26 protein-coding genes and 2 pseudogenes are annotated in these 19,634 nt (G+C 68.0%); 12 read left to right on the top strand and 16 right to left on the bottom strand.

The features are described from left to right. Positions 1 to 49: 49 nt before the first annotated feature. Positions 50 to 976, bottom strand: a complete 927-nt coding sequence (locus tag ABLG96_RS15360; protein ID WP_353648217.1) for an SDR family NAD(P)-dependent oxidoreductase — start codon at positions 974 to 976, stop codon at positions 50 to 52. Further along, on the bottom strand, positions 973 to 1,707 hold the full coding sequence (locus tag ABLG96_RS15355; protein ID WP_353648216.1) for an SDR family oxidoreductase: 735 nt from the start codon (positions 1,705 to 1,707) through the stop codon (positions 973 to 975). The genes ABLG96_RS15360 and ABLG96_RS15355 overlap by 4 nt, the downstream gene beginning before the upstream one ends. Before the next feature lie 218 nt (positions 1,708 to 1,925). On the opposite strand from ABLG96_RS15355, the gene ABLG96_RS15350 reads away from it, so the two are divergent. Beyond that, positions 1,926 to 2,762 carry a helix-turn-helix transcriptional regulator gene (locus tag ABLG96_RS15350; protein ID WP_353648215.1) on the top strand — a complete coding sequence of 279 codons (837 nt, stop codon included), beginning with the start codon at positions 1,926 to 1,928 and terminating at the stop codon, positions 2,760 to 2,762. 179 nt (positions 2,763 to 2,941) lie between these two features. On the opposite strand, the gene ABLG96_RS15345 is transcribed toward ABLG96_RS15350, so the two are convergent. Beyond that, the gene (locus tag ABLG96_RS15345) at positions 2,942 to 3,529 is read right to left on the bottom strand and encodes a TetR family transcriptional regulator (protein WP_353648214.1); all 588 of its coding nucleotides are present in this window, start codon (positions 3,527 to 3,529) and stop codon (positions 2,942 to 2,944) included. Positions 3,530 to 3,671: 142 nt separating this feature from the next. On the opposite strand from ABLG96_RS15345, the gene ABLG96_RS15340 reads away from it, so the two are divergent. Then, positions 3,672 to 4,580, top strand: coding sequence for an SDR family oxidoreductase (locus ABLG96_RS15340; protein WP_353648213.1), 909 nt, complete (start codon positions 3,672 to 3,674; stop codon positions 4,578 to 4,580). 827 nt (positions 4,581 to 5,407) lie between these two features. Further along, positions 5,408 to 5,761 (top strand): annotated as a pseudogene (locus tag ABLG96_RS15335) (transposase); the annotation flags it as partial. Positions 5,762 to 6,111: 350 nt separating this feature from the next. Here ABLG96_RS15335 and ABLG96_RS15330 read toward each other — a convergent pair. Beyond that, positions 6,112 to 7,335 carry an IS4 family transposase gene (locus ABLG96_RS15330; protein ID WP_353648212.1) on the bottom strand — a complete coding sequence of 408 codons (1,224 nt, stop codon included), beginning with the start codon at positions 7,333 to 7,335 and terminating at the stop codon, positions 6,112 to 6,114. 356 nt (positions 7,336 to 7,691) lie between these two features. Here ABLG96_RS15330 and ABLG96_RS15325 point away from each other — a divergent pair, with 356 nt between their 5' ends. After that, positions 7,692 to 7,850 carry a hypothetical protein gene (locus ABLG96_RS15325; RefSeq protein ID WP_353648211.1) on the top strand — a complete coding sequence of 53 codons (159 nt, stop codon included), beginning with the start codon at positions 7,692 to 7,694 and terminating at the stop codon, positions 7,848 to 7,850. Positions 7,851 to 7,883: 33 nt separating this feature from the next. Here the strand turns inward: ABLG96_RS15325 and ABLG96_RS15320 are convergent, their stop codons facing one another. The 4 genes from ABLG96_RS15320 to ABLG96_RS15305 all read right to left on the bottom strand — a co-directional run bounded on the left by ABLG96_RS15320 (position 7,884) and on the right by ABLG96_RS15305 (position 9,932). After that, positions 7,884 to 8,258 carry a hypothetical protein gene (locus ABLG96_RS15320; protein WP_353648210.1) on the bottom strand — a complete coding sequence of 125 codons (375 nt, stop codon included), beginning with the start codon at positions 8,256 to 8,258 and terminating at the stop codon, positions 7,884 to 7,886. 138 nt (positions 8,259 to 8,396) lie between these two features. Continuing rightward, positions 8,397 to 8,792 carry a hypothetical protein gene (locus ABLG96_RS15315; RefSeq protein WP_353648209.1) on the bottom strand — a complete coding sequence of 132 codons (396 nt, stop codon included), beginning with the start codon at positions 8,790 to 8,792 and terminating at the stop codon, positions 8,397 to 8,399. 9 nt (positions 8,793 to 8,801) lie between these two features. Beyond that, complete coding sequence (locus ABLG96_RS15310) at positions 8,802 to 9,245, bottom strand: hypothetical protein (protein WP_353648208.1); 444 nt, start codon at positions 9,243 to 9,245, stop codon at positions 8,802 to 8,804. Between the two features lie 237 nt (positions 9,246 to 9,482). Continuing rightward, positions 9,483 to 9,932, bottom strand: coding sequence for a hypothetical protein (locus ABLG96_RS15305; RefSeq protein ID WP_353648207.1), 450 nt, complete (start codon positions 9,930 to 9,932; stop codon positions 9,483 to 9,485). Between the two features lie 596 nt (positions 9,933 to 10,528). On the opposite strand from ABLG96_RS15305, the gene ABLG96_RS15300 reads away from it, so the two are divergent. Continuing rightward, positions 10,529 to 10,933, top strand: coding sequence for a DUF2231 domain-containing protein (locus ABLG96_RS15300; RefSeq protein ID WP_353648206.1), 405 nt, complete (start codon positions 10,529 to 10,531; stop codon positions 10,931 to 10,933). A 91-nt stretch (positions 10,934 to 11,024) separates the two neighbouring features. After that, on the top strand, positions 11,025 to 11,162 hold the full coding sequence (locus tag ABLG96_RS15295) for a histone-like nucleoid-structuring protein Lsr2 (RefSeq protein ID WP_353648205.1): 138 nt from the start codon (positions 11,025 to 11,027) through the stop codon (positions 11,160 to 11,162). Between the two features lie 771 nt (positions 11,163 to 11,933). On the opposite strand, the gene ABLG96_RS15290 is transcribed toward ABLG96_RS15295, so the two are convergent. Further along, positions 11,934 to 12,518, bottom strand: a complete 585-nt coding sequence (locus ABLG96_RS15290; protein WP_353648204.1) for a DUF4383 domain-containing protein — start codon at positions 12,516 to 12,518, stop codon at positions 11,934 to 11,936. Positions 12,519 to 12,653: 135 nt separating this feature from the next. On the opposite strand from ABLG96_RS15290, the gene ABLG96_RS15285 reads away from it, so the two are divergent. Further along, complete coding sequence (locus ABLG96_RS15285) at positions 12,654 to 12,989, top strand: hypothetical protein (protein ID WP_353648203.1); 336 nt, start codon at positions 12,654 to 12,656, stop codon at positions 12,987 to 12,989. A gap of 12 nt (positions 12,990 to 13,001) precedes the next feature. Then, complete coding sequence (locus tag ABLG96_RS15280) at positions 13,002 to 13,310, top strand: metalloregulator ArsR/SmtB family transcription factor (RefSeq protein ID WP_353648202.1); 309 nt, start codon at positions 13,002 to 13,004, stop codon at positions 13,308 to 13,310. A 56-nt stretch (positions 13,311 to 13,366) separates the two neighbouring features. Here ABLG96_RS15280 and ABLG96_RS15275 read toward each other — a convergent pair whose 3' ends face one another. Genes ABLG96_RS15275 through rpmG form a run of 3 tightly spaced genes read right to left on the bottom strand, consistent with a single transcriptional unit; the run spans position 13,367 to position 14,054 of the window. Further along, complete coding sequence (locus ABLG96_RS15275) at positions 13,367 to 13,672, bottom strand: hypothetical protein (protein ID WP_353648201.1); 306 nt, start codon at positions 13,670 to 13,672, stop codon at positions 13,367 to 13,369. After that, positions 13,669 to 13,890, bottom strand: a complete 222-nt coding sequence (gene rpsR, locus ABLG96_RS15270) for a 30S ribosomal protein S18 (protein ID WP_353648200.1) — start codon at positions 13,888 to 13,890, stop codon at positions 13,669 to 13,671. Before rpsR ends, ABLG96_RS15275 begins: the two co-directional genes overlap by 4 nt. Next, positions 13,890 to 14,054: a 50S ribosomal protein L33 gene (gene rpmG, locus ABLG96_RS15265; protein WP_353648199.1), complete on the bottom strand. Its 165-nt coding sequence runs from the start codon at positions 14,052 to 14,054 to the stop codon at positions 13,890 to 13,892. Before rpmG ends, rpsR begins: the two co-directional genes overlap by 1 nt. A gap of 69 nt (positions 14,055 to 14,123) precedes the next feature. Here rpmG and rpmB point away from each other — a divergent pair, with 69 nt between their 5' ends. From rpmB to ABLG96_RS15245, 4 genes are all read left to right on the top strand, one after another. Continuing rightward, the gene (rpmB, locus tag ABLG96_RS15260) at positions 14,124 to 14,360 is read left to right on the top strand and encodes a 50S ribosomal protein L28 (RefSeq protein ID WP_353648198.1); all 237 of its coding nucleotides are present in this window, start codon (positions 14,124 to 14,126) and stop codon (positions 14,358 to 14,360) included. Beyond that, positions 14,360 to 14,662 (top strand): 30S ribosomal protein S14, encoded by a 303-nt coding sequence (rpsN, locus tag ABLG96_RS15255; RefSeq protein ID WP_353648197.1) that lies wholly within the window; start codon positions 14,360 to 14,362, stop codon positions 14,660 to 14,662. The genes rpmB and rpsN overlap by 1 nt, the downstream gene beginning before the upstream one ends. A 330-nt stretch (positions 14,663 to 14,992) precedes the next feature. Next, positions 14,993 to 16,000: a glycosyltransferase family 39 protein gene (locus ABLG96_RS15250; protein WP_353648196.1), complete on the top strand. Its 1,008-nt coding sequence runs from the start codon at positions 14,993 to 14,995 to the stop codon at positions 15,998 to 16,000. A 190-nt stretch (positions 16,001 to 16,190) separates the two neighbouring features. Continuing rightward, positions 16,191 to 16,505: a hypothetical protein gene (locus ABLG96_RS15245; RefSeq protein WP_353648195.1), complete on the top strand. Its 315-nt coding sequence runs from the start codon at positions 16,191 to 16,193 to the stop codon at positions 16,503 to 16,505. Positions 16,506 to 16,567: 62 nt separating this feature from the next. On the opposite strand, the gene ABLG96_RS15240 is transcribed toward ABLG96_RS15245, so the two are convergent. The 4 genes and pseudogenes from ABLG96_RS15240 to ABLG96_RS15225 form a co-directional block, all read right to left on the bottom strand. Next, complete coding sequence (locus ABLG96_RS15240; protein WP_353648194.1) at positions 16,568 to 16,720, bottom strand: hypothetical protein; 153 nt, start codon at positions 16,718 to 16,720, stop codon at positions 16,568 to 16,570. Positions 16,721 to 16,789: 69 nt separating this feature from the next. Continuing rightward, positions 16,790 to 17,347, bottom strand: a complete 558-nt coding sequence (locus ABLG96_RS15235) for an NUDIX hydrolase (protein WP_353648193.1) — start codon at positions 17,345 to 17,347, stop codon at positions 16,790 to 16,792. Between the two features lie 377 nt (positions 17,348 to 17,724). Then, positions 17,725 to 18,555: pseudogene (locus tag ABLG96_RS15230) on the bottom strand (coenzyme F420-0:L-glutamate ligase); the annotation flags it as partial. Then, positions 18,555 to 19,604: a 2-phospho-L-lactate transferase CofD family protein gene (locus tag ABLG96_RS15225; protein WP_353648192.1), complete on the bottom strand. Its 1,050-nt coding sequence runs from the start codon at positions 19,602 to 19,604 to the stop codon at positions 18,555 to 18,557. The gene ABLG96_RS15225 and the pseudogene ABLG96_RS15230, both read right to left, overlap by 1 nt. Positions 19,605 to 19,634 lie beyond the last annotated feature (30 nt).

The raw sequence follows: 19,634 nt of genomic DNA, 5'->3' as shown, positions 1-19,634 counted from the left end.
ATGGTGCTTGGGGGTGATGGTGCTGGGGGGTGATGGTTGGTGGTGTTGGTCAGGGGAGGGCGGGGAGGTCGATGAGATGCTCGATGCCCAGGGCGGTGAAGAACGCCCGCTGCCGGTCGGCGGTGACCGCGTCGATGTCTTCCACTCCTTTGTGTTGGGCATCGACGATCACCCGGCGCGGCCGGGAGCCGCGGGGCTTGCCCAACACCTCGACCAGGGCGTCGCCGACCGAGCCGACGTCGGCTACGTGGCCCTGGTGGGCGATGTCGATGGCCTCCAGCCGGCCGGGAATCTGGGCGACCACCGCGGTGAGGTCGCCGTACTGGGCCACCACCGCGCGTTCGCCCGGTGCGGCGCTGTGGGCGAAGTGCTGGGTGCCTCGGGTGAACGCGCCGGGCACGATGATGACGGTGTCGATACCGAACCCGGTGACTTCGAAACCGATCGATTCGGCGAACGCTTCACCGGCGGCTTTGCTGGCGATGTAGGTGGCCATGAACGGTTCCACGATGTGCGCGGTGGTGCTGCTGATGTAGACCAGCGTCCCGGCGTGTTGGCGGCGCATCACCGGCAGCACCGCACGGTTCATCCGCAACCAGGACACCACATTGGTGTCCAGGATCGTCTGGAACTGATCCGGGGTGAACGCCTCCGCGACACCGGCCATCAGCATCCCGGCGTTGTTGACCACCACATCCAACCGGCCCTGCTCAGCCAGCACCTGATCGATGGCAGCCCGGCACCCGGTGTCAGACAGCACATCCAACTCCAACGGGCGCAACACAAGATCGTGTGCGGCGGCGAACGCGTCGGCGGCGGCCGCGCGGTCTGCCGAACGGGTGGCGATGCCCCGCATCCCGGCGTAGACGATATGACCGGCCAGGGCCAGCTTCTCGGCGACGGCCCGGCCAAGTCCGGACCCAGCGCCGGTGACCACGACGACCTGCACAGCATCGCTGGCCTGTGGGTTGCTCATGCGATTCCTCCGTTGACCCGGACGATCTGACCGTTGATCCACCCGGCATCGGCCGAGACGAGCAGGGCCACGGCGTCGGCCATGTCCACGGGCTGCCCGATGCGGTGCTGCGGGGCCAGATCGGCCAGCCGCTGCACATCGGCGACGTTCTTGCCGGCCATGAACAACTCCGTCTCCACCGGTCCGGGGGCGATCGCGTTCACCGTGATTCCGCAGGGCCCGATCTCCCTGGCCAGGATCCGGGTGAACCCTTCCACCGCGCCCTTGGTGGCGTTGTAGGTGCCATAGCCGGGTGCGTTCAACGCCGACGTGGTGCTGGAGAAGGTGATGATGCGTCCGCCGTCGCGGACCCGGCGGGCCGCCTCCCGCAGAACGTTGAAGGTGCCCCGGATATTCACCTGGACGTGTGCGGTGAAGTCCGCGTCCGTGGCCTGCGCCAGCAACGCCGGCCGCATGATCCCGGCGGCGGCCACGACGACGTCCACCCCACCGAACTGCGACTCCGTCTGTGCGAACAGGGCCAGCACCTGCGCAGCGCCGGCCACATCGGCGCGGATCGCCACCGCCCGGCCCCCGCCGCCCTGAACGGTCGCCACCAGCTCTTGCGCCGCCTGGAAAGATGTGGCGTAGGTGACCGCCACCGCGACTCCGTCGCTGGCCAGCCGGACGGCGACGGCCCGCCCGATGCCACGAGACCCGCCCGTGACAATCGCAACCTTCGACCCGGTCATCAACGGTTCCCACCTTTTCCGATTTCGGCGGCGCCTGCCGCCTTTTCACCGACCCTGCCAGGGCACCTGGCCACTAGCGAGGCGACATCTGTACTGGTGACGCCAACACCAGGCTGAGCCCCGACCTGCAGCGGTAAACCCACACCGGGGCCCGGCGGGTCGCCGGTGGTGCTGGCAGCACCTGGCTGACTCGCCCGTCGCGGGCCCACAATGGCGACATGGACTTGACCGAGATGGGTGGCTTCCTCAAATCCCGGCGGGACCGGCTCAATCCGCGGGACCTGGGTCTGCACAACGGCCCGCGGCGCCGGGTCGCGGGCCTGCGACGCGATGAGGTGGCGACCCTGGCCGGCGCGTCTGTCGACTACTACGCCCAACTCGAGCAGGGCCGCGGAGCGCAGCCGTCCGAGCAGATGCTCGCCGCGCTGGCCCGGGCCCTACACCTGAGCCTGGACGAACGGAACCACCTGTACTACCTGGCCGGTCGCCCACTACCGCCCGAAGGCGGCCCGAACGCGCACGTCCACCCCGGAATGCTCGACCTGTTGGACCGGCTCCCGGCCACACCCGCGCAGATCATCAGCGACCTGAGCGTCACCCTGGTACAGAACCGGATGGCGGCCGCACTACTGGGCTGGCCCAAGCCTGCGACCGGCCTGGCCGCCAGTTTCATCTACCAGTGGTTCACCGATCCCCAGTCGCGGCAGCTGTATCACCCCGACGAGCACCACCACCAATCATCGGTGTTCGTCGCCGACCTCCGAGCCGTCGCCGCCCGCCGGGGCAGCGACCGGTTCGTCTCCGACCTGACCCGCCGCCTCACAGGCGAAAGCGGAGAATTCTCGGAGCTGTGGGCCCGGCAGGATGTCGCCATCCGCCGCTCCGACCGCAAACGGCTCCTACACCCGACCATCGGTGAAATAGAGCTGAACTGCCTGAGCCTGCTCAGCGAGGACGGCACCCAACGCCTGCTCTGGTTCACCCCACCACCAGGAACCGCCGCCGTGGAACAACTGGAACTCCTCCACGTCATCGGCACCCTCGCCGAACCGTGACGACACATCCGGGGTAGAGCCTGCCGTTGTCAGTGCTCTGTGTCCCAGCTGTCAGGCGCCGAGTCCAGCGGGACCTGGAGCATGCCAAGAACGCGGGCGACGGTCATGTGGTGCCCGATAAGGACGATGACGGTGACCAGTTCCTGATCGTGAGCAAGGTGGGAGCGGCGGCGAAAACATCACCGAGTGCCGGCCCCGGATGCGGTGTCGTCGTCGGTGAATGCGCGGAGGTCGGCGAAGGCCCGCCCGATCAGGGTGTCGATGTCACTGGACGGGTCGGCGACCCACGTGTGAATTGCATGGCCCAAGGCAGCGGTACCGACTTGGGCCAGCAGGGTCGCGCGCCAGTCAGGCAGGCCACGCTCTCGTAGCGCGGCGGCGACAACGTCGCTCAACGCCGCTTCCTTCAGCAACTCTCGCTCGCGCAGCGCCGGGGTCACCGTGATGACGCTGTGACGCGCCACGGCGAGCGGGCGGTTGTCCTCAAGGACAGGAGCCATCGAACGGAACGCCTGGAGCATGGTCGCTAACGGCGGCACCGTGCTCGGCACCTCGGCCAGGGCCCGAGCAAGCGCCTCCTGTTGACGGCCTTCGACGCTGAAGAGCACCTCACGCTTGTCGGTGAAGTGCCGGAAGAAGGTGCGCTGCGTGACACCGGCTTCGGTAGCGATATCGGCGATGGTGGTCTGGTCGTAGCCACGCTGGCGGTAGAGCTCGAGAGCGGCGCGCTCGAGTCGGTCGCGCGCTTCGGCGCCGCTGCGGGGCATGGGCACAAAGATACTTCTTGGTGTCAGTGCGTAACACCAGGACGTACGGCTCCGCGGGTGGCTTGCATACTGTCACAGTGTGACGTTATGGTTGAGTCACACTGTGACACTAACGTCGCGCTCAGTCCTCGGGAGTAAAAACATGCATGTGTTCGTCACCGGCGGCACCGGTCAGACCGGTCCCGCGATCATTTCCGAGTTGATCGGGTCGGACCATACTGTCACCGGCCTGGCGCGCTCGGATGCCTCAGCGGCCCGGTTGGCGGCGCTGGGAGCAACGCCGCTTCGCGGGTCGGTGGATGATCTGGACGCTCTGCAGGCCGGCGCGTCGCAGGCCGAGGGCGTCGTGCACATGGCCATCGCGGGCGATTTCAGCGACCCGCAGGACATCACCCAACGCGAAGTCGCGGCGATCCAGGCGTTGGGCCAGGCACTGGTTGGCAGCGGCAAGCCACTGGTGACCACATCGGGCACGCTGGTGATGCGGGCCGGTGGGATTAGCACCGAACACGACGAAACCGACGCCCAGGCGATCGGCGCCTTGCGCATTCCGGGGGAGCAGGCCTGTCTGGGCTTCGCCGAGCAGGGTGTGCGGGCCGTGGTGCTGCGGTTGGCCCCCACCGTGCACGGCCCGCGCGATCACGGGTTCATGCCCATGCTGATCGCCGCCGCCCGGGCCAGCGGCGTCTCGGCCTACGTCGGGGACGGGAGGAACCGCTGGCCGGCCGTGCACCGCCAGGACGCAGCCAACCTCTACCGCCTGGCACTGGAAAAGGCCCCCGCCGGTCACACTGTCCACGCCATCGGTGAACCTGACATCGCGTTCCGCAGCATCGCCGAGAAGATCGGCGAAAAGCTGGGCGTTCCCGTTGCGTCGGTCACCGCTCAGGACGCCCGAGGCCACTTCGCCAACCCGTTCATGGCCAATATATTCGGCACCGACGCGCCCGCCTCCAGTGCGCACACCCAACAGCTGCTCGGCTGGACGCCCAACCATTGGACGCTGCTGGAGGACTTCGAACACGGCGACTACTTCGACCCGCACACCTGATCCGCGCCACCACCCGCGTTGGTGACGGGCCCACGACCCTGCCGCCACCGGAGCCCTGACCAGTAGTAGCCAACGACAAGAAAGAAGGCACCGCAATGCCCATCGAAGACCTACATCCCAGCATCGACTGGAGCAAGTACTAGACGCTCACCCTGGAGCGCCGGGCCAACGGGGTCCTGCTCATCACCGTCGCCGAACCCGAGGGATACCCGCCCGCCACTCTGGTCCGGCGGCACACCGAGATCAGCTCGATCTGGCGCGATTTTGGTGACGACCCCGAGCTGCGGGTCGCGGTCATCACCGGCAAGGGCGACAACTTCTGGACGGTCGAAGGGACCGACGGCATCGACGAGATGCTCGACAACACCGGCAACTACGACCTGACCGTCAATCTCATCCGGGAGGGGCTGGTCAATGCACACAGCATCATCACTGCGACAAGCCCATCGTCTCGGCCATCAACGAGGCCATGGGTTCGGGCCTGGCGACGGCCCTGCTCGCCGACATCAGCGTCGCCTCGACCCAGGCGCGCCTGACGGCGCGAGGGGTGCTGATAGGACCGGTGATGAGATGGCCGCAGACTCCAGTGTCAGCCGGCCGTAGCCGGGTCTGTGGGCTGGGACGGTCAGGGCTGGCGGACAAGTATATCGCGTCCGTCGCATGCATCGCACTGGCAACGTGGCCACCCGAACCGCTTCCAGAATCCCTCGGACACGGCCGTCGGCCCAACGTAGATCTCGTGATCGGTGAACTCGTCAACCAGATCAGCCACAATCTACGTACCGAGACACACACCGTTGAGACGTAGGTCTGCGCGTACCTCCAGACTCGAGGCCAGGCATCGCGCCCACGCCCGCGTCGAGGACCGCATCCGGCATGCCAAGGACACCGGGCTGCGCCGGTTCCCCTCCCGCGAGTTCGCCATCAACCAAGCCTGGCTGACCACCGTCCAGATCGCCGCGGACCTCATCGCCTGGACCCGACTGCTGGGCTGCACCGGCACCGCCGCACCCCTGGCCGGGTGTGAGCCGAAAGCGCTGCGCTACCGATTCCTGCACGTACCGGCCCGACTCGCCGCCACCGGACGGCGCCGGCACCTACGCATCCCCGACACCTGGCCCTGGGCCGCCGCGATCGTCGCCGTGTTCGCCAACATCGCCGCCATCCCCATCACCACCTGACAACCCACCCCACCAGCCGCGACAGCACCACCGGAGACCCGCCCACCGGCACCGCCAGCCGGAACATAGCCCTATCCAGAAACGAAAACCCAAGCGCTACAACGACTTCATCCGAACCGCAGCACGCTCATGAAAGACCGGGGCTAGAACCAATACCGTTCAGTTAGTGTGGGCTGGTGGTGTAGATCGGCGAGTGTGTGGGCTGTGGCCACCGGGTGTGGTGGCCGCGTTTGACGTGCCACTTCACGTACTTGCGCTTGATGACTCGTGGGTTCGCTCGCTTGCGCCGGCCGGGGTTGAGGCGGCCGGTGAGCCGGTGTAGGAAGGTCAGCCAGCTGCGGTGGCAGGCGTCAGGGTCGCGAGGGGGAAAAGTCGCCCTGGTGGGCGATGGACTGGCGGGTGATCCGGAGCGCGGCAACGAAACTGACCCGGTCCGGGTCGTGACCGGCGTGCGCGGCGGCGTCGGTCATCAGGGATCGGATCGCGTAGTGGCAGCACAGGTGGCCCCAGATCTCCTGGAGGACCAGATCGGGCGACTTCGAGCGCAGCACGGTGCGGGGTCCGCGTTGGTGGGTCTTGAGTTCGTCGAACGCGACTTCGATCTCCCACCGCTGGGTGTAGGCCGCGGCGAGGTCAACTGCGGTGACCTCGTCCGGATCGAGCATCGTGGTGAACAGCCGGTACCCGGTGGGATTGTCTCGTCCGTCGTCGATGGTGTAGTCGATGACACGGACCTTCATGGGCTCTGCGCGGCGTGCCGCGGCGGAGTGTGTCTGTTGCAGGTGGGCCAGCCAGGAACCGTCCGGGAGGTCCTGCAGGTGTACGGGTTTCGGCCCAGCCTTGTCCGTTCGCACCCGCCACAACAAGTCAGCTCCCGTAGCGGACGCGGTGCGCCACAACGCATAGGAGAAGAACCCGCGATCTGCGGTGAGTAGCATCCCCTTCTCCAGCCGGTTCAGCAGCGGCACGGTCAGCGCGGCCTCGGACTCGGCGTACACCCCGACGTTCGCCGCGAATATCGCGTGGGTGCCGCACTCGGCCAGCGCGAGGACCCTGGCCATCGGAAAGGCCGCCTGCTCACCCTTGTTCACCCCCGCCCTACCGAAGTAGTCGGCATTCACCGGCGTATCGGCCACGTCCAGGCAGGTGCCGTCGATGGCCACCAGCCGCCGCCCTGCCAGCCACACCCCCGGCATCGCCTCAGTACCCAGCGGCACAGCGACCCGCTCGAACAGCGCCGCCAACGGCTCCGACCCCAACCGGGCCCGCGCCTGGAAGATCGCGGACTTGCTCGGCGGTTTGAACCTCTGCTGCCAGCCCGACACCCAGGACAGGCCATCAGTGAGCTGCGCCAGCACATCCTCATAGGAACCCTCGGAGTACAACGCCATCCCGATCGAGAAGTAAGCCATCACCCGCGCCGGCAACGATCTGTGACGCTGCTCTGTCCGCCCCGCCGCAGCCACCACCTCATCAACCAAATCCGGCGGGAACACCCGAGTCAACACCCCAACCGACACCAGATCCGACAACCGACGATCCGACTCCGGCTTCACCCACCCAGCACGCGGCATACCGCCACCCTACAACAACCGCAACCTTAACTGAACGGTATTGGGGCTAGAACCGGCACATAGCCGGCGGGCGCGTTCGCACCTCCGAGGACAGACGCGAGCTTGTCGCCGAGCGACTTTCCGTCAACGACGAAGTCCAAGTAGTCGCGCCTCGATCGGCGAACCGCGCCGCCGTCGTCCGCGTCCCCACGGGTGTCCTCCACCAACCGCAACGAGCTCGCCATATCGACAAGCCTGCCCGATGCCAAGCGACCGCGCACGAGAACCCCGCAGAGTGGGGCCGATTCAGACCGTCACACCGGAGCCAACTGAGGTTGACACGGCCAACCAGAAGCCGGTCAGGGTCCTTGCCGGCTGTGCTGTACACCCTGCGGGGCGGGGTACAGCTGTTCAAGAACTCCCTGAGCCCGCCGGCCATCGTCTACTTCGCCACCGCCGCGGGATTCCTGCTGCCCGGATTCACCTCCCACACCCGTCAGCGCCGCCGAGAACGCACCCGCCGGCAAGATCTGTGACTGCCCCGCAACGATTGGCCTTCGCCGTTGGCGTCAGGCGGAGCCGGACATGCCGCGGCGCTCTTCAGCCAACCGGGCCGCTCGGCGCGCGACGTCCGCTTCGACCTCACGTTGGGTCCGTTCACGCTCGATCGGTCTCGGCACCGGGACTACCTCAGCTTTCACCGGCCGGCCGCCGATCTCGGCGACCCGGGCGGTCATGGCGGCCTCGATGTCGTTGAGGCGGATCGTGCGGCCCGTGGTGGTGACGACTCGGACGGACAGTTCGTGACCGGGCTGCAGCACATGATCGATGAGTGCCCATGGCAGGAACGACGCGCGGCGCCACGGCCGACTGATACCCACGCCGTTGACAGTGGTCGGTGGGCGCGAGCGGCGCACCGCGGCGAACACCAGAAGTGCCGCCATCAGCACTACCGACGTCCACCGGCGCTCAGCGATGAGAAACCCCCGTACACAACTACCCACACCACATACGCTGCCAGCCACCGCCGTCCCCGGTGAGTGAGCACCACCCGGCGACCGGTGACCACCTCCGGGATGCTCTCATTCATGAACGACCGCCGGCGGCGCCGCTTGCCCAGGACCGAATCGAAACCGCTTCCCCCACATGGCCACCCCCACGAAAAGGGTGGCGATCATGAGCCCCGCAGCCAGGACCGCCAACCACACCACCAACCGATCCAGGGCCAGCAACAGCACCTGCAGCAAGGTGAGGATCAGACCACCCACGATGCAGGAGTAGGCAACCCCGTGAGGCTGTCCCAGCCGGCGGCTGTAATGCAAAATCGACACCCAGGTCAGTGTCAGCCCGAACATCGTGACGGGTCCTGTCCACCAGGCGAAGTGGTTGGTGATGATGCCGACGAACGCGGCCAGCACTGCGACCAAACCCGCAACGGTGACGGCGCGTTCGAATCCGTTCTGCTTCGGACCCTTCATGGCCACACCCTAAGGCCGGCTTTGTCTCCGACACCGCTGCGTCACATGGCGCACGTGTTCGCGGGTAGCGGCGGCGCCGGCGACAAGTGCGTCGAAGAGCCTGCGGAGCTCGTTGATGGTCAGCGGGATGAGGCCGGCTGGTGTGGGGTGTCGGTGTTTCTCGGCGGCGGTAGTGACGGCCAGGAAAGCCATCGCCAGCATCGCCAGGGTGGACCAGCGGTGCCAGGAACGCCAACGGCGGACCTGGTGTTCGTCCAGTCCGGCCTGGCCTTTCGCGGTCTGGAAAGACTCTTCGATCTTCCACCGCTGCCCGGCGACGTGGACCAGGGCAGCCAGCGGGAGGGGCCGCGGACTGTAGCAGCGGTAGTAGGCCATCTCGCCGGTGGAAGTGTTACGACGCAGCAATGGCCAGTGACGGCTCGGCTCGTCCTGCCGGATCCGGATCAGTGCCACGAGTAGAACCGCGGCCCATTGGGACCGGTACCTGCGGACAACTTCTGCCACGACCTGGCTGGCAGCGTGTGGGCCAGCAGACCGGCCCGGACCGGTCCGTGCGAGCCGGGTATCCGATGGTCACACGAGACGGCCAGCACGTAGCCGACGCGCCGGTCGAGCGGCTACGACGAATCGTGTCGGCGTCGGTCACAGACTGATCTTGTCGGCCGCCGGGCCCGGGCAGGTGTCTGCCACTCAGGTTTGGGCTCCATCCTGCTGTTCGGTCGTCTTCATCTCGGCCTCGAACACATGCTTCTGGAGCCCGAGACTCTCGCGGGCGTGCCGGTCGACGTCGTGGAAAACCGACCAGTACTGCGCGTCGCAGGCCTCCGCGATCTGGAAGGTCCAACGCCCGTCGCCGATGTCGCGGCCGACCAACGTGTGGTCGATGTCGTCGGCCAGATCGGTGTGTCCGGCGTCCCGGAGTTCCGCGATCGCCTCCTGCAGGTTCAGGTCGGCCATCCCGGACAACCTGTGGAAGTGGTAGAGCGCGCCGCGGGCGTCCTCCACCACCTCCAGCGCCGCCGAAAGCTTTCCGAGCGCTGACACCGTGGCATCGCTGACGCCGTCCGGGCGCGGGTGTTCGGACGGGCGGTCCGGGCGTCGGGCCGACCCATGACGCTCCTGCAGTGGTCCGGTGGTCATGGGTCCTCCTGGCTGGCGGGTAACTGTCTGGACGGCGGTACCCGGCCCGGTTCTCGTTCAAGCCGCACCGGCGGGCGCTGGATCGGCCGGGGCGCCGGCCTCGCTTTCATCAGGCTCGCCACCAGGATCGCCTCGGAAGCGATCCTGACCGGCCGGGCGGCGGCCATTTCGACGGATTCACCGAGCACGTGATCGACACCGGAGATGCCCGGATCTTCCCCCAGCACCGCCGGTTCCGGCCTGGCGGTCCTGCTGCAGGACCTAGGAACGCACCTGATCGCCGACGGCAGCGTCCGAACCGGGCGGCTACCCGCCGATGTCGGGACAACGACCTCACCTCACCCTGGAATCAGGGGCCTCGAGGGTTCGGGCCGGGTGTGATGCAGATACTTGCCGGGCACAGGGAGTGCATGATCAACGATCAGCTGTCTCCCGGTGACCTTTCTGGCGGGCTGGTGCAGCGACCGCTGCCGGTCCGCGTCGTTCAGCGACTGGAGGCGACATCCGGGCTCGACAGCGCGGTGCGGTGGTTGCGACCGGTGGCAGACGCGGTGGCGGGCCCACCCGGCCGTCGGAGGCTGCTGCGTGGTGAATGGATGGGTCATACGATCCACCCGGTGGTCGTCATCGCGCCGCTCGGCCTGTGGGGTTCGGCGACCGTGTTGGATGTCGTCGGCGGTCCGGATGCTGCCTCCGCTGCCCGGCGGCTGACGCTGGCGGGTCTGCTGGCTATCACCCCCGCTGTCATCACCGGGCTGGTGGAATGGACAAGTACTGGACCCAGGGACAGCCGCGTCGGGGTGGTCCATGCGGCGGTCAACACAGTGGCTGCCGTCCTGTTCGCAGGTTCGTACTGGGCTCGTGGATCCCGTCGCCCACTCGGGATCGGTCTGGGTCTCGCCGGCAATGCCGTGGCGGGCATCGGCGGCTACTTCGGAGGTCATCTGGCGGCGGCACGGCACGTGGGCAGCCGTCATGCCGCTTTTGCGGATTCCTCATGAGTCGCCAGGAGTATCTGGCCGCTGATGTCGCACGCGCTGCCCTCACTGCGCAGCGCATCGCGTAGGCGCCGGACCACGCTAGCCGTGGCGAGTGCCCATCAGGACAAGGAGACCGGTTGACCATGCTGGATGGTTCCGCCGTCACTGGGGGAAGAAGAACGGCCACTCAGTCTCTGAACGAGGCCGAATCCCCGAAGCGATTCTGGCGGCTTTCGACGCGGCCCACTGACAACCGCACTCGAGACCTCAGTCCGCCGGGTCCGCTGTGCGGCGAAGGCGTCAGTACCTCACCCGGGGGTCAGTGTCGCTCCGAGTTCTCGTTGCAGCGGCGCGAGAGCCGCCTCGAACGGATCCGGCGGCGCTGACAACGGGGGAGGGTCTGGTGGTCGACAGGCAGTCCAGTCGGCTAAGGCGTTGTCGGCGTAGGGCACATCGGGGATCCGCAGTGCGCGGCGGTAGCTGGCACGTTCGCCCCGGTGGCGGGTGATGAGGCTGCGGATGGTGTCCAGGACACCCCACGCTTCAGCGAGCCGGTACAGGCACGTCGAACCGACGACGGCCCAACGGCCGCGACCGTCGGGGGTGATCAGGTTCCACCCACGTAGCGGCTGCCCGATTTCGAGAGGGACTGGTGTGGTTCGGCCTCGCACCATGCGTGGCCAATCTGGTCTGGTTCGCCCGATTGGGGACCCGACCACAGCAAGCACAACGAAGGAGTGGAGCGGTCCGGCGCTCGACCCTCCGGTCCGGTCGAAGTACGGCTACCTCACGGCCAGATCCTGCACCTCGACACGACGACGACCGCAGACGAGGCGGCCGCTGAGACGGTGACGCGGCAACTCGATGCCACCCGCCGCACCCGGGACGCCGTCCGGCGCATAGCTGTCCCGAGCGTCCGGTGATCGGCATCTCGACGAACTTCTGGAAGGCGGTCATGATGACCGGGGCCCGCGACGGCACCCCGTCCCAGCACGGTCGTTACCGTCGAGGCCTCACTCACCTACGTGGCCAATTTCGAGGACTGCGCGACCGGCCGCTGCCCGAGGAAGAATCCCACCGCGACACCGAGAACACCCAGCGACAGGTGGATCAGGTTGTCCAGCACAGTGTGGTACTCGTGCGGTAGGAGCCCGAACAGGTCCGGGACAAAAAAGCCCAGGACGCCGACGAGTAGGTACACCACTCCCAGACCGCCGACCACCGAACGCACGGCTCGGTCCGAGCCGCGGAAACCTACACCAGCCATCATTCCGCCGGTGATCAAGTGAATCGCGTCTTCTGCGATGTCGATGTTGAGGATCCCGAAGAGCGACTTCTCTCCTAGCAGGAGGCCGCCGACGCCGATGAGCACGATGATCACCCCAGCGACTTTGGCGTACAGACGTGCGTACATGCGACCTCCACGGTTGATCGAGTGTGTCAGAAGATACCCTCCTCCGGCGGCATCCACAGCAGCCGCATCGCTACCCGTCCGAGCTGGAAGCAGATCGGAGGTCGCATGGACAAGCAGCGGCTCCGAGATGTGGCAGTGGGCGCTGTCGAATGCGTCGAGGACGGTCTGGGAGATGCGGGCGCGTTCCGACACCTGGTGGCCGGTTCTTCGCCCAAGTGCGGATCGCCGCCAGTCAACGGCGCCGACATGGAACCAACGACAGCAACTTGACATGCAGATATTCGCATATCATGATGACAGCATATCCAGCCTTCGAGAGGAACCTTGATGACCACCGCCACACCCCACCGCACCGCCGAGTCGCACCGCCACACCCACGGACCTGGTTGCGGCCATGACGCGGTCATCCATACAGACCACGTCGACTACGTCCACGATGGCCACGTACACCGCGCCCACGAGTCCACGGAAGGCACGCACTACGACGAGTGCGACACCTGCCAGTGCGGCAATTGCACCGACTCCTGCGCAATGTGCAACTGCTCGGATTGCACCTGCAGCACGTGCAACCACGCCACCTGCGAGTGCGCCAACTGCACGGACAGTTGCGCCAACTGCACCTGCGCCGACTGTGCCTGCAGTACCTGCACGCACGCCGCCTGATCTAATCCCAGCATGACCGCGGCACCCGATCGCCCGAGCAGCACAGACATCGACGACGCCGTCGAGTTGCTGCGCGCTCTGGCATCGGGTGTCCGGATGTCCATCGTCATCGAACTGCTCGACGGTCCGCTGTTCGTCAACGAACTGGTGTCCAGGCTCGACGTCTCGCAACCCCTGGTCAGTCAACACCTGAAGATCCTGCGGGCAGCGGGCGTGGTCCGCTCCGAGCGGCAGGACCGCAGCATCGCCTACGAGTTGGTCGACAACCACTTGGCGCACATCGTCCTGGATGCTGTCGCCCACGCCCACGAGCTCCACTGAGCGCATCCCCGCAATCGGTGTGCGGCGCCGTCGCGACCACAGCCTCGACACCCACCTCAGTGCCTGCGGACGATGAGTTGCTCGCCCAGGACGCGGCGGCGCTGCTCGACCCAGTCCTCGACCGAGGCGTCGGTGATGGTGAAGCGGATGTGGTCGGCCGGATGCGGGTCCAGGTGCGCAGCACCCGCCAGCGGAGTGGCGGTGGTCCAGCCGGCGGTGATCATCCGGTCGACCGTTCGGTCGACGTCCTCGCTCAGCAGATGCAGGCACACCACTCCGTCCACCTCGTCGCCCGCGGGACAGAGCTGTCGCCATTCATCGACGTTCAGGAACTCCAGGCAGTGCACGGACGGGATCGTCACGACATCCCATACCGCAGCGGCGGATACCGGATCGTTCGCTGCTGCCGTGGGGTGAGGCCCGTGACCCGGCGGCTACGGATCTTGTCGCGGTCGGAGATGAAGCGGCGCAGCATCATCGAGTCCTTGTAGTCGATGTCGGCGGCGGCGACGCCGTAGAGCGGATTGGGCTTGCTGCGGGCGGATCGATGCTCGGCGATCTTCCGCTGGACCCGCGGCATCAGCGTTCTTCCCGGAAGTCGACGTATTGTCGCGCAACCGGATCGAACTTGCGCAGCACCATCCGGTCCGGGTCGTTGCGACGATTCTTGCGGGTGACGTACGTGTAGCCGGTCCCTGCGGTCGACTTCAGCTTGACGATCGGGCGAACGTCGTTCCTGGCCATGGTGCCTCCTGCATGTCACGAGATTGATGGGAACGGTTGTCATTATGACACCACTTCTCGAGGAGGATCATGTCCCGCCACTGTCAGCTCACCGGTCGCGTTCCCGGCTTCGGCCGCGCGATCTCGCACAGCCACGTCCGCATACCCCGCCGGTTCGACCCGAACATCCAACGTCGTCGGGTGTACGTCCCGTCCCTGGGCCGCACGGTCCGACTCCGGTTGAGCGCCAAAGGTCTGAAGCTTCTGGACCGGATCGGCCCGGACGCCGCCGTGGCCAGGATGCGCGCCCGCGGCGAGAAGGTCTGATGGCCAAGGCCTCGAAGATCGCCCGTAATCGGCAGCGCCAGGAGGTGGTCGCCCGGTACGCCGAGCGGCGCCTCGCGCTCAAGGAGACCGCACGCACTGCTACGGATCCCACCGAGCGTGACGCGGCCCGGACCGCCTTACAGCAACTGCCGCGGGATGCCTCACCGGTCCGGGTACGCCACCGCGACGTCGCCGACGGACGTCCGCGCGGCTATCTGCGAAAGTTCGGGGTGTCGCGGATCCGGATGCGAGCGATGGCCCACGCAGGCGAACTCCCCGGAGTCCGGAAATCCAGCTGGTGAACGTCGGCAGTGCCTGACGCGGCCTCGGCCTGCCGACTTCGCGGATGCCCGCCGGTGGCCTCCCGAACGCTACCGTGCCGACCGCCCGTCCTCGCTCAACCCCGGATCGGATCCTCGATCGAAGCTAGATCTGTCGGGCAAGGAGACCCTGGTCGATTCGGCCCGGCGTGACGGTCGAGTTCACCATTTTCGCTGCCAGTTACGCGGTGGACCTCACCGCCGCGTACGCGCGTAGGTCACTCGGGTGTCCGGTCGGCACCGGAAGTGCGGCGCCGTCCCGTCGGCATCCGGAGGTGACGTCGTGGTCCGGCGGCGGTAGCGTCAGCGATCGTGCGCAGAACGGCGACCGCCGAGTCCGGCCCTCGATCGATCCCGTCGCGCCCACCCTTTGCTCACCTGCCGGTCTGGTCCGCGGTGGTGATGATCGGGTTGCTGCTGACCGTGCTGGCCCCGCGGTACGGCTACCACCGCGACGAGCTCTACTTCCGGATGCTCACGCCGGCCTGGAACTACGTGGACCAGCCGCCATTCACGCCCTGGCTGGTGCGAACGATGAGCAGCCTGGTCGCCGATGAAGTCTGGGCGATCCGGACCCCGGCCACCCTGTGCCTCGCCGGATCGGTGCTGGTGATCGCAGCGATCACTCGCGAGGTCGGCGGAAATGCTGCAGCGCAGACCATCTCGGCGTGGGGATACACGTTCGGTGCGCTGCCGCTGACCATGGGTCACGTAATGCTGACCGCGTCCGTCGATCTGGTGGTGTGGCCACTGACGGCGCTGTTCGTGATCCGCGCGCTGCGGCGGGACGACCCACGCTGGTGGCTCGCCACCGGCGCCCTGATCGGACTCTCCACATACAACAAGCTGCTGATCATCTACCTGGTCGCCGCACTGCTGATCGGTATCGCTGCTCTTGGCCCGCGGCGGGTGCTGCGGTCGCCGTGGATGTGGGGCGCCGCGGCGCTGGCGGTGCTGATCGCCCTGCCGAACCTGATCTACCAGGTCTCCCACGACTGGCCACAGCTCGCCATGGGCGCCGCCCTTTCGGGCAACAACGGGGATGACGTACGGGTGAAGACGGTGCCCTTCCTGGCGCTGTTGCTCGGCCCCCCACTGATCCCCATCTGGGTCGCGGGCCTGGTCGCCCTGGCTCGTTGGCCGCAATGGCGGGAGCTGCGTGGGCTGGTGGTCGCGTTTCCGATGGTGGTGGTCTTCACTGTGATCGGTGGGGCGCAGGTCCACTACCCGCTCGGGATTCTGGCCGTCGTGTACGCCATCGGCGCCGTCCCCACCGCGGACTGGATCGGTCGGGAATTCGCGTCCGCCGCGCGCTGGTGACGACCGGGATCGCCCTGGATGTCGCGGTCTGCTCGGTGATCTCACTTCCCCTGCTGCCCGTGTCGGTGGTCGGCGCGACGCCGATCCCGGCCATCAATCAGACCGTCGGCGATCAGATCGGCTGCCGACCTACGTCGCCCAGATTCGCGGCGCGGTCGACAATTTGTCACCGGAGGACCGAGCCGGCGCGGTGATCATCACCAGCAACTACGGCGAGGCCGGTGCCCTGGACCGATTCGGGCCGGCCGCCGGACTGCCGCCGATCCTGTCCGGCCACGTCGCGCTGGCCGACCAGTCCCGGCCCCCGCCGACCGCGACTGTCGCTGTGGTGGTCGGCGGACAGCTCGATCAGGCGGTCACGCTGTTCGAGTCGTGCACCGTCGTCGGAGTCCTCGACAACGGCATGGACGTCGACAACCAGGAACAGAACCAGCCAATCGCACTGTGCCGCAACCCGATCGGTGGACTCCCGGCCATATGGCCACTCTTCCGGCATCTCGATTGACATCGGGGCACTGAGCAGCACCCACACCACGAGCTGGTTTCCCCCGGTTCGCGCCACGCAGGTCAGATCGCGTCGCTGCCAGCAGCGAATTTGTCGATCTTGCGGTGGAATCGCATGCCCCACAGGCCGCCGAGCAGGGTGGCGAGCAGCGAGGCTCGTTGCTCATGGTTGAACGTGAGCGGTGCGTCCGTCCGTGAGCGAGGGTGCTCCGCCACCCGCTCCCAGCGTCCGCCCCCGCGCCGGCCATCCGCCCGCCAAGGGCCGCCGACGCCGTCCCCGCGCCGTCAGACGGCGGCGGCGGCGGCGACTGCGAGGCGGACCGAGGCGGCCAACAACGGATCGGTCCGCTCCGGCAGCGCATCGACCGGCCACCACCGCAGATCGTCCGACTCGTCGGAGATCACCGCCCGGGCGCCGGCGGCGGCGACGATGCAGAACCGGACGTCCAGGTGCCGGGTGGGGACGCCGAGCGAACAGGTGATGGGGTGCACGTCGAGCTGGATCGGACCGGCCACCGGCGCCAGATCAGCGATCCCGGACTCCTCGACTGCCTCCCGCAGGGCGGCATCGGCCAGGGTCGCGTCGCCGTCCTCGCAGTGCCCGCCGAGCTGGAGCCATCGCCCGACCCGCGGATGCAGGGTGAGCAGGGTCGAGCGCAGGTCCGCCGACAGCACGACGGCGCTCGCGGTCAGATGACCGGGCACGCACGACCGTCGGATCGCGTCTGCCCGCGCTGCCAGGAAGGCCAGGTAGCCGTGGGCCAATGCCTGTTGCGACTCATCGGACGGCCGCCAGGCCGTGAGCACCCGTATGGCGTCCGCGTGCAGTTCGGCGTGCGACATCAGCCGAGCTCCAGCCCGAGCAGGGCATCGCGGGTCTCGAGCCCGCTCCCGGTGATCCAGCGGGCGTGGATCCCGTCGACGGCGAGGAACCCGCGGATGGCCTGCAGCACGATGCCGGCCCTGGCCACCGCCGGCAGCGCCGCCTCGCCGGTCCCGGGCGCCTCGCCGGTCGCGGGCGGGTCGCCGGTGCCGACCGGCGGGGTCTGACGCACCAGCACGACGATCCGCCCGGTCGCCTCCTCCGCGCGGGTGACGAGGGTGAACCCTGCGCTGATCCCGAGACCGATGTCGTCCCGCACCCGCAGCACCGCCTGCTGCGCGAGGTGGAACTGCGCGAAGGCGTCCATCGGGGCACCCGCGGCGCGTTCGTGGGACAGCATCGCCTCCCGCGCACCCTGCTCCATGCCGGTCCGGATCGCCAGGTCCGTGCCCAGCCGGAACAGGTCCTCCTCGGCGGGACGGATCAGCGCACGTCCACCCCCGCGATGACGGACAACGCGGCCCCGACCGCCCGGCGCATCCAGGCCGCGGACGACCGCGACCGGCACCCCGGACAGCTTGCCCTTCACCAGGTCGGCGGCAGCGGCGATCTCGTCGCCCAACGCCACGACCGTCACCACCAGCTCGTTTCCGTGCTCGTCGACGCCACCGCGGTGGTCGTCGGTGGTGGGCACACCGGCCGCGCCGATCGCCACGTCGGTGACGCCCATTCGCCACGCCCGGCCCTGGGTGTCGGTGATCACCACCCCGACCCGCACCCCGAAGGCGCCGAAGGCCCGCACGAGTGCCGCGGCCGAAGCATCGGGGTCCACCGGCAGCAGCGCGATCTCGTCGAGGTGCACGTTCGACGCGTCGATCCCGGCGGCCGCCGCGACGATGCCGAGCGCGTTCTCCACGATGCGGGTACGACCGATCTGCGCCACCAACCGGACGGTGTGTTCGTCGATCAGACGACGGCGGAACTCGTCCCGCTCGGCGGGATCGGTGGGCGAACGAACCAGGCGACCCTCGACCTTCGACACTGCCTTCGACGTCACCACCAGCACGTCGCCGTCGACCAACCAGGGAGCGGCGGCGTGGATGGCACCGGCCAGATCGTCGCCGGGTCGGAAGTCGGGCAGCCCCGGCACGGGGAGCACATGCAGCCCGGCACCCGCTGGAGCGACCGACCCAGGCGCGATCGCGCCAGGATCGGGAGCGGTGCTCATCAGATCCCCACCAGCCGACGGCAGGCGGCGACCATGGCGGCGGTCGCGCCCGGATCCGTCATCAGCAACGGGATGTCGGCCACCAGCACCCCGGGGACGTCGGCGGACTCGCCCTCCGCGACCAGGTAACCGTCGAGCAGGCCGTCGACCGAGCGGGCGCCGTAGTGCCGACCGACGGCCTGCGCGGTGGCCTCGACGCCGATCGCCGCCAGGCAGATGTCGGCATGCCCGCGGATCGGTTTGTCGTCGATCAGCGGGGAGACGCCCACGACCGGTGCCGCCGTGGATCTGATCGCTTCCCGGATCCCGGGCACGGCCAGGATGGTGCCGATCGAGACGACCGGGTTGGACGGGGCGATCAGCACCAGGTCGGCATCCCGGATCGCCTCGAGCACCCCGGGTGCCGGGGTCGCCACATCGGCGCCGACCGGGGTGATGGCATGCGGCGTCAAACCCGCGCGATAGCGCACCCACCACTCCTGGAAGTGCAGGGCAACCCGCTCGGTGTCGCCGTCGGCCCCAGCCTGGGCTCCACCCTGGGCACCACCCTGGGCGCCGTCCTGGGCGCGATCCGCAGCGGGCCGATCGACCACCACGTGCGTCTCGACCCGGTCGTCGCTCATCGGCAGCAACCGGACGCCCGGCTGCCAGCGCTCACCGATCGCGGCCATCACGGCAGACAACGGATAGCCGGCGTCGAGCATCCTGGTGCGCACCAGGTGCGTCGCGATGTCCTTGTCCCCCAACGAGAACCATGGTGCCTCTGCGCCGTAGTCGGCCAATTCCCGGGAGACGGTCCAGGTCTCGCCGGCCCGGCCCCAGCCGCGTTCGGTGTCCGCCTGCCCGCTGAGCGTGTAGAGACACGAATCCAGGTCGGGGCAGATCTGCAGGCCGTGCAACCGGATGTCGTCGGCGGTGTTGACGATCGCGATGATCTCGTCGGGGGAGTCGGCGGGCGCCGAACCGTCGGGTTGCCAGCCCAGATGTGCCTTCACGCCGGCCAGGAAACGGGCACCGCCGACACCGCCGGCCAGGACTGCGATTCTCACGTCCACCGATCCTGCCACCACGTCAGCGGT

The sequence above is a fragment of the Nakamurella sp. A5-74 genome (assembly GCF_040438885.1).
Classification (GTDB): domain Bacteria; phylum Actinomycetota; class Actinomycetes; order Mycobacteriales; family Nakamurellaceae; genus Nakamurella.
The sequence above is the reverse complement of the archived record's forward strand: the minus strand, read 5'-3'. Positions and strand labels throughout refer to the sequence as shown.